This is a genomic window from Paenirhizobium selenitireducens ATCC BAA-1503 (assembly GCF_000518785.1).
Lineage (GTDB): Bacteria > Pseudomonadota > Alphaproteobacteria > Rhizobiales > Rhizobiaceae > Allorhizobium > Allorhizobium selenitireducens.
Genome location: NZ_JAEG01000008.1, coordinates 268544 through 284317, shown reverse-complemented (window position 1 = coordinate 284317; position 15774 = coordinate 268544). Strand labels below are relative to the sequence as shown.

The following is a 15774-nucleotide window of genomic DNA, read 5'->3' as shown; positions in this document are numbered from 1 at the left end:
TGCCGATACGAAAGATTCGCTGCCAGTTCATTCAAATCTGATATGATCGGCATGGTCGGGGACTGGAGAGGCGAACGAAATGGGCGAGCTCAATCTGCGGCAGATCGAAGTATTTCGCGCCACGATGAAATTCGGAACGGTGACGGCCGCCGCCGCGGCCCTGGCTTCGTCGCAGCCGACGATCACCCGCGAGCTCAGGCGTCTCGAGGATACCGTCGGTTTCCTGCTGTTCGAGCGTCGGCGCCAGCGTCTGCATCCGACGGCCCTGGCGCTGAAGCTCTACCACGAGGTCCAGGCGTCCTTCATCGGCCTCGACCGCATCAATGCCTGCGTCGAGGGCCTTCGCCGCTCCTATGACGAGATCCTCTATATCGCCACGCTGCCGGCCTTCGCGCAGAACCTGTTGCCGGAAGCCCTGCGACGGCTGATGGGCAGTCATCCGCATGTCTCCGTGCGCATCGATACCGCCGACCCGCGAAACCAGTCGCCGATTTCGGGCTTCAATTTCGACATCGGACTCGTCGAGGGGAGCTATTCCTCGGACAATGCCGAGGTGGTCACGGTCGGCAGCTTCCATCAGGTCTGCGTTCTGCCGGCCGGCCATCCATTGTCGGACAAACGGGTCCTAGCGCCGGAGGATTTTCGCGATGTGGATTTCATTTCGCTTGGCGAGAACGATCCATTCCGGATGCAGATCGACCGCATGTTCGACGAGGCGGGCGTGACACCCAAGATGTCGATCGGAACGCAATCCGCGAATGCGGTTTGCGAGATGGTGGCCTGCGGTCTCGGCGTGGCGATCGTCAATCCGCTGACGGCGCTGAGCTATCGCGACAGGCCGGTCGTGATCCGGGCGATCTCACATCGCATCAGCTTTCTCGTGTCGGCGCTGCGGCCGGCGAGCCGGCCCGCCGTCAACAGCGGCGAAGCCCTGCTCGGCCATCTTGTCGCCGTTTGCGACGAGCGCGCGAAGCTGCTGGAAAAGATCCTGAGCAATGCTCCGCCCGATACCCGCCGCCGATAAGTGGCGGGTGCTACGTCAGATGCCTGCGGGCGCCGATGCTTCGGTTACCGGGAATGCCGCGGCGATCAGGCTTTTCGTGTATTCTTCCTGCGGATTTTCCAGAAGGGAAAGGGTAGGCCCCGCCTCCACGATCCGGCCGTTCTTCATGACCATTATCCTGTCCGCCATCGCACGGACGACAGCAAGATCGTGGCTGATGAACAGGTAGGAGAGCGCATGCGCCGCCTGCAGATTCCTCAGAAGATTGACGATCTGCTTCTGCACCTGGCGATCGAGCGCCGAGGTCGGCTCGTCGAGCAGCAGGACGCGCGGCTTGAGGATGATGGCCCGGGCGATGGCGATGCGCTGGCGCTGCCCTCCGGAAAACTCGTGCGGATAGCGGTTGCGCATCGCCGGGTCGAGGTGAACTTCCTCCAATGCCTGAATGGCGCGCATATCCTGCTCCCGGGGGCTGAGGCCGGGTTCGTGAACGGTAAGCCCCTCGGTGACGATCTGTCCGACCGTCATGCGCGGACTGAGCGATCCGAAGGGATCCTGAAAGACCACCTGCAATTGTCGGCGCAGCGGACGCATTTCCGCTCGGTCATAGCCCGAGATATCCATATCGTCGAAGCGTATCCGGCCGGACGAGGGCAACAGCCTGAGCAAAGCCCTTGCCAGCGTCGACTTGCCCGAGCCGCTCTCGCCGACGATGCCGATGGTTTCTCCCTGATGCAGGGTCAGCCCCGCGTCGGCGACTGCCTGCCGTCGATAGGCTCCGCGTCCATAGAACACATCCAGATTTGAGGCGGACATGACCTCGGGCGCATCCGGGGCAGGAGGCAGTTTCAATCCCGAAGGACCGGCCGCTATCAGCGCACGTGTATAGTCATGCTGCGGATTGTCGAACACCTCCGCCGTCGGTCCGGACTCGACGACATCGCCCCGGCACATCACGTAGACCCGTTGCGCGATGCGCCGCACCACGCCGAGGTCATGCGAGATGAAGATCACCCCCATGCCGAGCCGTGCCTGCAGGTCGGCGATCAGGTCGAGGATCTCCGCCTGGATGGTCACGTCCAGAGCCGTCGTCGGCTCGTCGGCGATCAGGAGTTCCGGATTGTTGGCAAGCGCCATGGCAATCATCACGCGCTGACGCTGCCCGCCGGACATCTCGTTCGGATAGGCGTCCATCCGTCTCTCCGGGTCCGGGATACGCACAAGGCGAAGCATCTCCAGCGCCTGGGCCTTGGCAGCCTTCCTGCCGATACGCTGATGGCGCATGATCGGCTCGATGAGCTGGCTTCCGATCGTGTAGAGCGGATCGAGCGAGGTCATCGGCTCCTGGAAGACCATGCCGATCCGGTCACCGCGAATGCGGTTCAATACCGCCTTGTTCATGCCGACAAGGTTTTCGCCGTGAAACAGGATGCGACCCGTCGCGCGTCCATTTTTCGGCAGCAGGCCCATAGCAGCCATCATCGACTGGCTCTTGCCTGATCCGCTCTCGCCGACGATGGCGATGGTCTCGCCGGGACAGACATGGAAGCTAATGCCATGCACCGCTTCCACCGGGCCTTCCTCGGTCTGGAACCCGACCCGCAGATCCTCGACCGCGAGAAGGATGGGCTTGTCATTGGCGTCCGGCGTCATGTCAGTGGTCCTTGGGATCGAGAGCATCGCGCAAACCGTCGCCGATGAAGTTCAGCGCAAAGAGCGTGGTGATGAGGAAGGCCGACGGGAAGATCAGCAACCAGTTCGCCGATGGCATCGAACGGGCTCCCTGCGCGATCAGCACGCCCCAGCTCGACATCGGCTCCTGCACGCCGAAGCCCAGATAGGAGAGGAAGCTCTCGAGAATGATGACCTGCGGCACGAGCAGGGTCATATAGATCACCACAGGCCCGAGCAGATTGGGCACGATATGGTGCAGCAGGATACGGGCGCGGGAAACACCCAGCGCTTCGGCTGCCTCCACGAACTCCTGACGGCGCAGGGAAAGTGTCTGGCCGCGCACGATGCGCGCCATATCCAGCCACAGCACCGCTCCGACGGCCACGAACATCAGCAGGACGTTTCGCCCAAAGAAGACGACCAGCATGATGACGAAGAAGATGAAGGGCAGCGAATAGAGGACGTCGACAATGCGCATCATCACCTGGTCGGTTCTCCCGCCGATAAATCCGGCGGCGGAGCCATAGAAGACACCGATCAACACCGCGATCAGGCCTGCGAGCAGCCCGATGGAAAGCGACACGCGTCCCGCCATCAGGGTGCGCGCCAGAAGATCGCGGCCGGTGCTGTCGGTCCCGAAGAAGAAGTAGCGCCTTTCCAGCGCGGCCGAGATCGTCATGGAGCCGGGCGCACTTGCCTTCACCTGGGCATCATCGAGCAGGTCCGAGCGGTCGATATAGCGGCTCACCCGCGGATCGATTTCGCCCTTGGAGGAGAGGCTTATCTCGATCCGCCCGCCCTTCTCCTCCCATCCATCGAGGTTCAATCGAGCGCGGGCGACGGCTTCCTCGATGGCCGGGCCGAGCATGCCGGCCGTGGGATAAGAGGCAAGGCTTGGCGGCACCCGGGTATAGTTCTGGTAGATCGTCTCGTAGCTGTTCGGCAGCAGCATGGGCCCGAAGACGCAAACGACCGCCATCAGCAACAGGTAGACGGCGCTTGCCATGGCCGCGCGATTGCGCGCGAAGCGCGAGCGGGCGTAACCCCATAGCGAACGGCCGACGACCGCAGGGCTCTTGGCTGTCAAAGCGGTATTCTCATTCATAGCGAACCCTCGGATCGATCACCGCATAGAGGATGTCGACGATGAGGTTGAAGAGGATGGTGAAGACCGCAACGATGACGACCCCGCCCATGACGACGGTGTAGTCGCGGTTGAGTGCTGCATCGACGAAGTAGCGACCAATACCGGGGATGGAGAAGATGGTCTCGACCACCACGGACCCCGTCAGCAAAGCCGCAGCAGCCGGTCCGGCATAGGAAACGACCGGCAGCAATGCCGAGCGCAGGGCATGGCGAAGCACGATGGAATAATCCGAAAGACCCATCGCGCGGGCGGTGCGGATATGATGGGCGTGAAGGGACTCGATCATCGCCCCCCGCATCAGCCGTGCGACGATGGCAAGCTGCGGCAGCATCAACGTCACCACAGGCCCGATCTTGTTGACAAGCGCACCATCGCCCCAGCCGCCGACCGGCAACCATTTGAGCGTGAGCGCGAAGAAAAGCTGGAAGAGCGGCGCGATAACGAAAGTCGGGATCGTGCTTCCGGCGGTCGCAAGTGCAATCACCGCAACATCGGGAGCACTGTTCTGCCGCAACGCCGCGACAATGCCAAGCGCGCCGCCAAGGATGAGCGCAAGGATGAGCGCCAGGCCGCCAAGCTGCACGGAAACCGGCAGCCCCGCCATGAACAATTCGGCGACGGTGAATTCCGGCATGGTGAAACTCGGCCCGAGATCCCCACGCGCGAGATTGCCGAGATAGATGAGATACTGGTGCCATAGCGGCAGATCGAGGTGATAGGCGCGTTCCAGATTGGCGCGGATCACCGGATCGAGGCCTCGTTCCTGATTGAACGGCCCGCCCGGAGCGATGCGCATCATGAAGAACGACAGCGTGATGATCACGAAGATCGTCGGGATGGCGGTCAGCAACCGCCGCAGGACATAACGGATCATTGTGGGCTCACATGAGGAGACAGGCGGACGTCGTCAGCGCCGCGATGGCCGCGACGACAGGCCGGGATGCTTGCCCCCGCCGACAGACGGAGGCAAGCCCTTTCGTTCTTGCTATTTCAGCGTCAGGAAGCGCGAGGGATGGATATCCATCACGTTTTCCTGCCAGCCGCCGACCTTCGCCGAAACGAGGTTGTGGTAGCTGTAATACATCAGCGGCATGACGCAGAGATCGCGCGCGACGCCGATTTCCTCGGCATCCGACAAGAGCTTCAGGCGTTCGGCAGGTTCGGCAGCAGCGGCCTTGGAGAGCAGGCCGTCATATTCGGCATTGGAATACTGCGTGTAGTTGTTGCCGGTGCCGGTCTTGCAAAGCGCCAGGAAGTTTTCCGGGTCGACATAGTCCGCATACCACGCGGCGCGCGCCACGTCGTAATCACCCTTGGCTTCGAGCAGGCCGTAATGCGACTTGGTGTCGGCATTGACCAGCGAGACCTCGATCCCGAACGGACGCAGCATTTCCTGAATGGCAACCGCGGTGTTCGAGTTGTTGTCCGAGGTGTTGAAGCGGATTTCCATCTTCAGCGGCGAGGACGGGCCATAGCCCAGTTCGGTCAGGATCTTCTCTGCCTCGTCTTCACGGTCGATCTGGGCCTTTTCGGCATATTCCGGCGCGCGAGCTGCGTAACCCTCGATGCCCGGCGGCACAAAGGAGTAGGCGGGCAGCATGGTATCCTGCCAGACCTTCTTGGCGAGGAAGTCGCGGTCGATCAGCATCGAGATCGCCTGACGCAGGCGCGGATTGTCCCACGGAGCCTTGTCGGTCTTGAAACCATAGTAATAGGTGCCGAGGATCGGCCCGACGCGCACTTCGTCACCAAACTTCGCCTTCAGGTCAGCCGTCTGCTCGGTGGGGAAGTCGCGGTTGACGTCGAGTTCGCCTGCTTCGAAACGCTTCACGGCCGCTGCATTGTCCGCCGTCGGATAGTAGTTCACCTTGTCGATGGCGACATTGGCAGCGTCGTAGAACTCCGGGTTCTTCTCAAGCGTGATGTGGTCGTTCGGCACGAAGCCTGCGAGCTTGTAGGCGCCGTTCGAAACGAGATTGCCGGGCTTGGTGAAATCGGTGCCGAAGGCTTCGACATTCTCGCGCTTGACCGGATAGGTTGACTGGTGGCTCAGCATGTCGAGGAAATAGGGGGTAGCCGCATTCAGCGTCACGACCAGAGTGAGCTTGTCCTTGGCGACGATGCCGAGTTCCTCGGGCTTCTTCTTGCCGGCGGTAATGTCCTCCGCGTTGACCACCGGGGCCAGCATGTAGGCGTATTCGGCCGCCGTTTCAGGTGTGACCACGCGGCGCCAGGAATAGACGAAGTCCTCGGCGGTCACCGGGCTGCCATCGGACCACCGGCCGTCGGCGCGCAGGTGGAAGGTGTAGGTCTTGCCGTCTTCGGAAACGTCCCAGCTTTCCGCAGCACCCGGAATGGTGCGGGCGGCGGCGTCATGGGCGGCCAGTCCGAGAAACAGATCCCGCATGAGATTGCCTTCGGCCATCGTCGAAGTGCGGTGCGGGTCCATGGATTCCGGGTCGTCGACATTGCCGCGGTCCAGAGCGGTTTCGGCGAGAGCCGCCGGCGCGAAGGCCACCGGCAGCAGGGCCAGCGCCGAACCGAGAAGCAGCGATCGCAACGAGAATTTGTGATGTGATGTCATGCAGGATCCCTCTTTGTTAGTGATATTTGGCTGATCCTTCCGGATCGGCAGGGGAGGCAGCGCCGGCAAGGCCAGCGCTCGACTGGCGGTCCAGCGGCCCGGAAGAGCCGCGGTAACCGCAAGGGCGGGTCGTCGCTTCGGTTTTCCAGCGACGTGTGTTCATGAGGCGAAGCGGTCGGTTGCGCGAACCGTGGCATCGGCGATGCCGGGCTCCACGCCGGAATGGCCGGCATCGGGAACGATGGTGAAAGTCGCGTCCGGCCAGCGTTTCGCCAGGTCATGGGCCGTCTGCATCGGCGTCACCAAATCATAGCGGCCCTGGATGATCTCGCCCGGCAGGCCTGCGAGCGCGGCCGCCTGATCGAGTAGCCATCCGTCATGGGCGAAGAAGCCGCCATTCATGAAATAGTGGCATTCGAGCCGGGCAAGCGCGACGGCGGTTTCCTCCTCGGCGAAGGATGCCTCGCGTTCCGGGTCCGGTATCAGGCTCAGCGCTGCCCCCTCCCAGGCACTCCAGGCCTTGGCGGCCTCCAATTGACCTGCCGCATCGCCACCCGTCAGCCGGCGGTAATAGGCGCCAAGCAGGTCGTCGCGCTCGGCTTTGGGAATGGGCGCCAGATATCTGTCGAAGGCATCGGGATAGAGAAAGCTCGCGCCGGATTGATAGAACCAGCGCACTTCCGCAGCGCGCACGGCGAAGATGCCCCGCACGATCAGTTCCGTCACGCGCAGACGATGGGTGACGGCGTAGGCAAGCGCCAGCGTCGAGCCCCATGAGCCCCCGACGACCTGCCAACGATCGATGCCGAGATGCTGTCTCAGCGTCTCGATGTCGGCCACGAGATCCCAGGTGGTGTTATCGGTCAGTTCCGCATAGGGGGTGGATTTTCCGCAGCCGCGCTGATCGAAGAGAATGATGCGATAGCGTTCGGGATCGTGTCCCTGCCGCAGGAACGGCGAAATCGCCCCTCCCGGGCCACCATGCAGCACGAGTGCCGGCTTTCCTTTCGGGTTGCCGCATTGTTCGTAGTGGATACGGTGCAGCGGACTGACCTGAAGAAAGCCCGTGTCATAGGGTTCGATGACGGGGTACAGGCTGCGTCGCGCCGTATCGCCGGTTTCTCTCATGCGGCGACCTCCGCCTCAGCCAGATGTTCGGCCAGAATGCGGCCGATATCGTGGAAGGCCTGCGGATGATCGACGCTCAGTTCCTTGCCCTGCGTCATCACGACCGCGATCACCGCCGGTCCGTCTTCGGGCTGGTAGCGGATCATGTCGTGCTTGAAATAGGAGGCGTGGGGATCGCCCGTCCAGGTGTTGTGGCCGGCCTTGCTCCAGTAGGGCAGGTGGGTCGGCAGGCCACCGCCGAGAAACTCTATCACCTGATAGCCGGAATTACCGGCTTCGGGGCCTGCCAGATCCCGGCGCAGCCCCTTTTGCGCGCGCGCGCGCGAGGCATCGGAGAGCGGCAGCTCACCTTCGAACAGTTCCCACATCAGGCGCGCGGCCGAAAGCGGCGTGAGCGCATTGAGATAGGACCGGTCGCGCCCCGCATATTGCGCCTCGCGTCCGTAACGCGTGTCGTCCATCAGCTTCTGCGTGATGTTGCAGCCGGCAAATTCGCTCCATCCGAGGTTCAGGAAGTAGCGGTTCAGCTGCTCCCTGCGCTTGCGCCATTCAGCGAATTCGATCTCGGACAACAGCGTGTCGCCGGTCGTACCGGTAATAAGGTCGATAACGTAGTTGGTGGCGGTGTTCGAAGACCACAGGATCATGTCGCGCATGGCGCGGTCGAGATCTTCATGCGGGGTGAGGACACCCTGATCCAGCAGATCCAGCGCATGAACCAGATGGAACGCCTTCACAAGGCTGCAAGGGTAGCAGACCCAATCTCCGCGCCAGGAATAACCGACGGGACGGCTGTTCTCCGGCGTGACGATCACGAGGCCCAGCCGTTCCTCGCGCAATCCCCGGGAGGAAAGCTGCTCCAGCAGCTTCGCAACGAGCCTGTCGCCGCGCTGCTTCCATTCCGGGGTCTGGTTGAAAAACATGCGCATTTCCTTGTCTGTCTTCTCATTTCGCCATGGGCGTCCGTGGACAAAGCTAGCCCCGCATCGGAGATTGTGTAAAATAATTAAAACTGCATCTTCTATTACTAAGCTGATAGTCTTCTTAAGGAAAGGATCCCTATGAACCTCCGGGAACTTGAGCTCTTTGGTACGCTGATGCGGGTCGGAACCACGATCGAAACGGCAGCGGTCCTTGGAATTTCGCAGCCAGGCGTCAGCGCCCAGATCAAGCGCATCGAGGCCCGGCTGCGGCTCACCCTTTTCCAGCGCGTCGGCAACCGGCTGGAGCCGACCGCCGAGGCGCACGCCCTGTTCGCGCAGGCCGCGCCGATCTTCACCACCCAGGCGGAAATCCGCTCCCGGATCGAGGGGCTGGCGAGCGCTGCCCGCGCGCCGGTGACGATCTCCGCCACGCCGGTGACGATCTCCGCCACGCCGGCAATCGTCGAGGGCTTCCTTGCCGAACGGCTGGCGACCGCCGGTTATGACAACTGGCGGAAACATCTCCGCCTGTGGGTGACAGAGCCTGAAACGGATGTGAGAAGTGGGCGGGCGGATATCGGCCTGCAGATGGCGGTACCGGCCAAGGCGGACTTTCACGCGGAAACGCTGATGGAGGTGGCGCTCGGCGCCGTGATGCGTCGGGATCATCCGCTCGCTTCGAAGGATCGCCTGAGCATCACGGATATCGCCGCCGAACCGCTGGTTTCCTATGATCCGGCATGGTCGCCCATGGGCGCGGTCATCCAGCAGGCCTTTCGGGCCAAGGGGCTGAAATACAACCTGTCCTGCGAAGCGCCGTTCTGCTCGACCGTCTGCCATTTGGTGGAGGCCTGCGGCGGGGTGGGCGTCATCGATGCGCTGACTGCCGGTCGGCTGACGAGCCCCGCCCTGGTCTGGAAACCGCTTGGGAACGTCCCGACCGTTCCGCTGATCGTGTTCCACCGCCGCAAGGAACCCTTGCGAAGCGCCGTCCTCTCGCTGCTGACACTTCTCAAGACACCAGCGGCACCGAAAGGAAAGGGGAGAAATGCTCAATCCGAATAGGCGCTACAGGCCTGTTTCAGGTAGCGAATGAACGCCGCACTATGGCGTGACAGCACCCTGAGGTCACTGTGAAGCGCGACTGTGTTTAGTCCTATGTCCGGTTTCACCCGCAGTATCTCGACCGCGCGGTCCTTGAACGAGGAAGCGGTGTAGGCATCGACAATCGTCGCGCCACACCCTTTTTCAGCAAGTTTGCAAGCGATGGAATGGGTCTGCACCCGGATTGCCGGCGTCGCGACCATGCCAACCGAACGCATCTCCCGGTCAAGCAGCCGGCCGACGGGATCGCTTTCCATCAGACCGATCAATTGTTGCGGATCGATCTCGGGGAGCCGAATCTCCTTCCTCTGCGCACTTCGATCACGCGCAGGTCCGACATACAGCAGATTGGAGTGCCCGAGCTTTTCCGCCCGGATACCCATATGCGGCTCGGGATCGAAAGTGACGGCAATGTCGAGATCCTGCGCCATTAAGCTCTGGATGAGCTGCGCCGTATGCTGGGTGCTAACTTCGTAGGAAATCTCGGGATGCGCCTTCTGAAAGCGCTGTATGGCGTCCGGCACGACGCTCATGCCAAGGCTTGGAATGCAGCCGACCCGGATCCGGCCCTGCCCATGGGGCGCAAGATTCTGTCCGAGCCGGCGCAAATGCCCCAGTTGGTCGAAAACCTTGGCTATTTCCGGCGCCATCATCTCGGCTTCGCGGGTGGGGACCAGGCGGCCCTTGATGCGCTCGAAAAGCCGGAACCCGAGTTGCTGTTCTGCATGCTTGATCAGCTTGCTGACGGCGGGCTGGCTGATGCCCAGAAGGCCTGCCGCACGGGTGATTGCGCCTGTCTGGAAGACAGCATGGCAGGCTTCTATGTGGCGCAGTTGAAGCACGGCAGCTCGCGATCAGATCATAACTTTTGTTTGTATATATACGAAACAAAGGAAATTGCTCAAGCCACGGCTTCTGGCCATAGTCCCGCCCATCGGGCAAAGGAATTTCCACATGAAGATTTGCATTCTGGGCGCGGGTGTCGTCGGATTGACCACCGCCTATTTTCTGGCGCGCAACGGTCACGAGGTTACGATCGTCGACCGAAACGGACTACCGGCACAGGAAACCAGCTTCGCCAATGGCGGCCAGCTCAGCTATTCCTATGTCGCGCCGCTTGCAGCACCTTCCATCTTTCCAAATCTTCCGAAATACCTTCTGAACCGGCAGTCGCCGCTCGGTTTCCGGCTTCGCGCAGATCCGGCCCAATGGCGCTGGCTCCTGAATTTTGTCAGGGCATGCAGTCCCGGCACCTTCCAGAAGCATACGGCCGAACTTGCCACGCTTGCCGACTTCAGCCGCACGGCCATGCACGATCTCATGCAGACCGAAGCACTGGACTTCGACTTCAACCGCTTCGGAAAACTGGTGATCCATCGGGACCGAAAGAGTTTCAAAAACGCAGTCGCCCTCGCGGCCTACCAGAAGGAACTCGGGGCAGAGCAGGACGTCCTCGATGAGGAAGCCTGCATCGCCCTCGAGCCGGCGCTTGCGGGTCTCAAGGGGCAATTCAGCGGTGGTGTCTTCACCCCCTCCGAAGAAGCAGGCGATTGCCGCAAGTTCTGCGAAGCGCTGGATACCGTGCTGCAGGAAAAGTACGGGGTAACGACGCTTTACCACCACAAGATCGGCGCTCTTCGTGCCGAGCAGGGGCAAGTGCGCGCCGTTTCCACCGATCGCGGAGATATCGAAGCCGACCATTTCGTCATGACGGCGGGACTGGTAAGCCGGGAATTGATGCGCCCGCTCGGCGTATCGTTGCCGCTCTGTGCGCTCAAGGGTTACAGCCTGACGGTCGCGGTTCCGGAGGGCGCTGAAACCGCCGCACCGAAGATCAGCGTCACGGACAGCCAGAACAAGATCGTCTATGCGAGACTGGGAGACAGCGTGCGCGTCGCCGCCATGGTGGACATCGGCGCGCCCGACGCCGCGGTCGATCCGCGCCGGCTGGAGACGTTGAAGAAACAGGTGCGTTCGACCTTTCCAGGTCTTGCGGGGCTCGAACGGGCTCGGTCCTGGGCAGGCCTGCGCCCGGCCACGGCCGAAGGAAAGCCGATCATCGGCAAGACACCCTACAGGAACCTGTTGCTCAATGTCGGCCATGGCGCGCTGGGTTTCACGCTGGCAAGCGGCAGCGCACGCCTCATCCGCGATCTGATCGAAGACCGGGCGCCTCCGGTCGAAATGGCGCCCTTCGCCTTGGGGCATGTGCGCTGAGGCGCGCCGCTCTCTTGCGTCTGAGCCGGACCGGGGCGATATGCGTGTCGTGTGCAAGGAGCGCGACGAGGCTATGCCCGGCCGGATGCGATCCGGCCTCCGGCAGCGCCATTTCGCCGCTTGCGACCGGCGGGGCCTGTCCGTAAATCACTTGACAACGATCATTACGATCAACGGAAACCGCCACAAAGCTCGAGGGTTTTGGCTCCTATGGCTTTCCAGAAAGTCATGCTGCCTCCTTTGCCCTCATCAACGCGCAACTGAGGGGCTTCCATGCACCGGTGCAGATCGTCACCGACGCCAGGGGCCACGCGGTGGCGATCCGACCGGTCTGCATCAATCGTTCGCGGTGGGATTGCATGCTGGACGAGATCAAGGGGACCGACCGGCTGCCGTGCGTCTTGGGATGCGACTGGTACGGGGACTGCCTGAACAGGACGCAGCAAGAATTGCCGTGGCGCGCGGTGACGATCCGTTCGTTTCCATCGACGATATGTGGCGGCGCGCCGGCGGGTCGTCGACCTCCTTGATCACGCTCGCCGAAGCTGATGCGTTCCGACCATCCCTGAAACGTGAAAGACGCTACGCGCTCTGGTCAAAGCCTTTACGCTTCAACTGCCGCCAGACCTTGCGAACGCCATAGACGCGAAGGCTCTGTTCGAAGACACGACGTAACTCGATCTTCAGGCTGGTATCGCTCTTGGCGCGGATCGACAGGCGATACAAATCCAGGCGCTTGGCGACATTCTCGCAACAGGTTGATGGGGCAATCGGCAGTAGCCTGCAGATCGGCTCGACCCCGAACACACTACGGTGTTCGTCGATGAACGAGATCATCGCTTGAAGGGGCGGTCGAGCTCCGCCATCGCGAAACAGGCAGACGCCTTGCGCAGAATCTCGTTGGCCTGACGAAGCTCAAGAGCCTTCATCTTCTCAGCGACATCGCTCGGCAAACCTGCTCGTTGGCCGCTGTCGACCTCGGCCTTCTTCACCCATCCGCACGTCTCGGTCGCGGACCTCAGGTGAAAACTTATTCGTTGTCTTGCTCATAGTGGCTCCACTTTCTCAGAAGATGGAGCTCCCGGCAAATCCAGTGCGGTTTATTCACGCCCAGCTGAAAGGCTTGTTCGACCGCAGTGGCCTTGAACTCGGCAGACCAGAACCGCCGTAACTGTCGCGGCGAGCCGTCAAGACGATCGGGCACCGCCTCGTCAATCCAAGGCTAGCCGTAGGCGCAGGCATAGATCTTTACAATTCAAGAAGTCGTATGTCCGCAATACTCCGCTCAACGTCACACACGCCAGATGGGGTCTCCTTGCCGCTTACGCTCCAGTTGCCGAGGCGTGTGTTCCGAGTTGTTGGAGACGATGACGAAACGATCATAGAGCAGGCCGAGCAGGACGCAGGCTTATCGCTGTGTCCGTAACTTGGCTGCAGCCACTGCGCCGCTACCAGAGCCTTAGCGTTCGCCTCAGACGGTTGCGCATTCGACCCGGTCTCGGCCGGAGGCCTTGGCCAGATAGAGAGCGTTATCGGCCTGACGCAGCAGACTGTCGCGGTCTTGTCCGTGGGCCGGGTAAGTCGAAATGCCGAAGGATGCTGTTACTGCGGATGGTAAGCCAGCACCCTGAGGCATCGCGCTACGCAGTGTGGCGCGGATCCGCTCGGCGTTAGCCCGCGCCGTATTGAGGTCGACCTCAGGCATCAGAACGACAAACTCCTCGCCGCCGTAGCGGCAAACGACGTCGCTAATGCGAACCGCATCGCGCAGGCTCGCGGCGAAGTTTTGCAGGACGACATCGCCTGCCTGGTGACCGTAGGTGTCGTTGATTGCCTTAAAGTGGTCGATGTCGGCCATCAGTAGGGAGAGCGGCTTGCCGGACCTTGCGGCGCGCGCCAGTTCGCCAATCACCACCTGGTCAAAATGGCGACGGTTGTAAAGGCCGGTCAGGGGGTCGCGGATCGCCTGCTCCAGAAGCTTCTGCTGCAGGGCCTCGACTTCCCGCTCGGCGCGAACGCGGTCGGTGACATCCATCAAGATACTGATCAGAGCTCTCTTGCCGCCGATTTCCATGACATTGCCATGGATCTCGACATCGATGATATTCCCGTCCTTGCGCATGCCGCGTACCGTATGGCGAATGCTCTTCGCCTCGCCGGACAACTGGCGGCGAATGCTCTCGTCAACAATCTGCCGGTCACCGGGATGAAAATAGTCCATCGGATCGCTGCCGATTACCTCGTCGGTCTCGCAGCCGAACATGGTGCCGAACGTCTCGTTGGCATAGGTTACGCTATTGTCTTCGACAATCGTGATGCCGACCAGCGACTGGCTGACTAGGCCGCGAAAACGGATCTCGGATTCGCTCAGGGCCCGCGTTATCGTTTCGTTTTCGCGCAGCGCCGCCTCAAGCGCTGCCGTGCGCTGCCTTACCTGTTCCTCCAGCAGCACGGTTGTCTGGAAGATGCTGAAATCGGAGCCCTGCATCGTTGCGCTCCGCTCGGCGCGATCCATCAAGACCTTGACGATCTTGTTGAGCCTGACGATTTCGTCTTGCAGGGTGTCAAAATCGATTTGCTGCGGACCGGTGGTTTCAGCCGCAACGGCTTGGCTGATCATGCCGCGGCCTCCCCGAAGGCGATGCCGACGAGGGTCTGGTTGACATGGACGCCCTGATATTGCTCGCCATAGGTATTGAAGCCGACAGCACGGTGCCGAGAGAAGAGGGCCGCGACCTCGGAGCGCAGATTCAACTGGGAAATCTCAAGCTTGCGCAGGATACAATCATAGACCAGCATGGCCTGTGGCGGGCCGATCGCCGAGGTGACCGCTTCGAGTGCATGCTCGAGATTGTCCATCAGGTCGACACCCTTTGCCACACGGAAGACCAGTCCCTCCTCGATCGCGCAGTAGAAGGTCAGGCTGCCGTCCGGATTGGCGCGTTGGATTGAGCGAACATAGTTGGTGCCGTCCAGCATGACCACGACGGGAGAGGCAGCAAAGTGCGAGGAGTCCAGCCCAATGCCGCTGGTATCCAGGATGCGGGCATATTCTTCTGCTGCAGGACGACCATTGATCTCCTTCACCAGGCGATGGCTGCTGTCCGCTTCGGTGACGACAAGCCGCTCGTCCATCGCCATGAAATGCTGGGTCTTGAAAATGCGGAAAGGCAGGGCTGTGTGCATCACTACGCACGCGGCGCTATCGGTATGGAAAATTCCATCATGGAAAACGAAAGTGTTCTGCAGCGCGAGGTCGTCGCCGGCCGATCCTCCGATCAGGGGAATTTCGCCAAGGCCCATCTGCAGCGCCCGCGTTACTTGCTCCTCGCGGATCGACAATCCATCAATGAACAGCAGACCGAAGGAATTGTGGCGGTCAGCGTCTGGAGCCTGAGCGAGCAATTCGGACTGGAGTGCTTTGCCAAGTCCCTGGCCGCGCCTCATCTCGAACGTGGACAGACCATCAAGAAAGCCGATGGCTATGTCGAAATCGTGCCTGGAAAAACTGAGGCCGACCATGCCGCCATCGGAATAGCCCTGGCCGCCGATCTCTCCGGCCGTTGTGCAGCCGACGACCGGAATACCGGCGAAACGCGCCGCAATTGCCTGTCCAAGCGTAGCGCGGTCATAGTCTGGCGAACAGAAGATTAGAACGAGGGCGGTGTCTTCCCGCTGCAGCGCATTGCCGAGTTCGGTGATCGCCATTGTTGGATCCGAAGCCAAAGAGTGGCCATTGAGAACAGCCCCAACTCGGGGCGATGCTTCCTGTGCGTCTGATTGGGCCATCTTCATGATTGAGAGCCGCACGTTACCGCAACGTTGGCAGGTGCGGTTGTGGCCGGCGGTAAAATCGACACGGGAGACATGTAGACCATGGCCGGAGCGGTGGCCCGAGTGTCGCTTGCGGCTCCAGAATCGGAGACGTTCGGTGTCCGCGAACCCGCCCGCAGGAACTCCATCGCGCCGGATGGAGCATCGAAGTTCGAGCTGG

Annotated in this window: 12 protein-coding genes, 2 pseudogenes and 1 other annotated feature; of the genes and pseudogenes, 4 read left to right on the top strand and 10 right to left on the bottom strand. The window is 61.5% G+C overall.

Going from position 1 to position 15774, the window contains the following annotated elements; all coding sequences use genetic code 11:
- Positions 1-79: 79 nt before the first annotated feature.
- Positions 80-1024 (top strand): LysR family transcriptional regulator, encoded by a 945-nt coding sequence (locus tag L867_RS0112945; RefSeq protein ID WP_028737286.1) that lies wholly within the window; start codon positions 80-82, stop codon positions 1022-1024.
- Positions 1025-1039: 15 nt separating this feature from the next.
- Here the strand turns inward: L867_RS0112945 and L867_RS0112940 are convergent, their stop codons facing one another.
- The 6 genes from L867_RS0112940 to L867_RS0112915 form a co-directional block, all read right to left on the bottom strand.
- On the bottom strand, positions 1040-2656 hold the full coding sequence (locus L867_RS0112940) for an ABC transporter ATP-binding protein (protein WP_028737285.1): 1617 nt from the start codon (positions 2654-2656) through the stop codon (positions 1040-1042).
- Position 2657: 1 nt separating this feature from the next.
- Positions 2658-3782 (bottom strand): ABC transporter permease subunit, encoded by a 1125-nt coding sequence (locus L867_RS0112935; protein WP_028737284.1) that lies wholly within the window; start codon positions 3780-3782, stop codon positions 2658-2660.
- Positions 3775-4698, bottom strand: a complete 924-nt coding sequence (oppB, locus tag L867_RS0112930) for an oligopeptide ABC transporter permease OppB (protein WP_028737283.1) — start codon at positions 4696-4698, stop codon at positions 3775-3777. Before oppB ends, L867_RS0112935 begins: the two co-directional genes overlap by 8 nt.
- Before the next feature lie 111 nt (positions 4699-4809).
- Entirely contained in the window at positions 4810-6408 is a 1599-nt protein-coding gene (locus tag L867_RS0112925) for a peptide ABC transporter substrate-binding protein (RefSeq protein WP_028737282.1), read from the bottom strand.
- Positions 6409-6567: 159 nt separating this feature from the next.
- On the bottom strand, positions 6568-7536 hold the full coding sequence (pip, locus tag L867_RS0112920) for a prolyl aminopeptidase (protein WP_028737281.1): 969 nt from the start codon (positions 7534-7536) through the stop codon (positions 6568-6570).
- On the bottom strand, positions 7533-8459 hold the full coding sequence (locus L867_RS0112915) for a serine hydrolase (RefSeq protein WP_028737280.1): 927 nt from the start codon (positions 8457-8459) through the stop codon (positions 7533-7535). Before L867_RS0112915 ends, pip begins: the two co-directional genes overlap by 4 nt.
- A 138-nt stretch (positions 8460-8597) precedes the next feature.
- On the opposite strand from L867_RS0112915, the gene L867_RS25210 reads away from it, so the two are divergent.
- The gene (locus L867_RS25210; RefSeq protein ID WP_051438961.1) at positions 8598-9524 is read left to right on the top strand and encodes a LysR family transcriptional regulator; all 927 of its coding nucleotides are present in this window, start codon (positions 8598-8600) and stop codon (positions 9522-9524) included.
- On the opposite strand, the gene L867_RS0112905 is transcribed toward L867_RS25210, so the two are convergent.
- Positions 9512-10405, bottom strand: a complete 894-nt coding sequence (locus L867_RS0112905; protein ID WP_028737279.1) for a LysR family transcriptional regulator — start codon at positions 10403-10405, stop codon at positions 9512-9514. The two genes, L867_RS25210 and L867_RS0112905, sit on opposite strands and share 13 nt — an antisense overlap.
- 112 nt (positions 10406-10517) lie before the next feature.
- Between L867_RS0112905 and L867_RS0112900 the strand changes: the two genes are divergently transcribed.
- Positions 10518-11780 (top strand): D-amino acid dehydrogenase, encoded by a 1263-nt coding sequence (locus L867_RS0112900; RefSeq protein WP_028737278.1) that lies wholly within the window; start codon positions 10518-10520, stop codon positions 11778-11780.
- A gap of 176 nt (positions 11781-11956) precedes the next feature.
- Positions 11957-12390, top strand: a pseudogene (locus L867_RS26880) (helix-hairpin-helix domain-containing protein); the annotation flags it as partial.
- Here the strand turns inward: L867_RS26880 and L867_RS26875 are convergent.
- The 3 genes and pseudogenes from L867_RS26875 to L867_RS0112880 form a co-directional block, all read right to left on the bottom strand.
- Positions 12375-12830, bottom strand: a pseudogene (locus tag L867_RS26875) (IS3 family transposase); the annotation flags it as partial. The pseudogenes L867_RS26880 and L867_RS26875 overlap by 16 nt on opposite strands.
- Positions 12543-12659 (bottom strand) — a sequence feature (AL1L pseudoknot). It overlaps the preceding pseudogene by 117 nt.
- A gap of 421 nt (positions 12831-13251) precedes the next feature.
- On the bottom strand, positions 13252-14400 hold the full coding sequence (locus L867_RS26455) for a sensor domain-containing diguanylate cyclase (RefSeq protein WP_051438960.1): 1149 nt from the start codon (positions 14398-14400) through the stop codon (positions 13252-13254).
- The gene (locus L867_RS0112880; protein ID WP_037173288.1) at positions 14397-15488 is read right to left on the bottom strand and encodes an FIST N-terminal domain-containing protein; all 1092 of its coding nucleotides are present in this window, start codon (positions 15486-15488) and stop codon (positions 14397-14399) included. The genes L867_RS26455 and L867_RS0112880 overlap by 4 nt, the downstream gene beginning before the upstream one ends.
- Between the last annotated feature and the right edge of the window lie 286 nt (positions 15489-15774).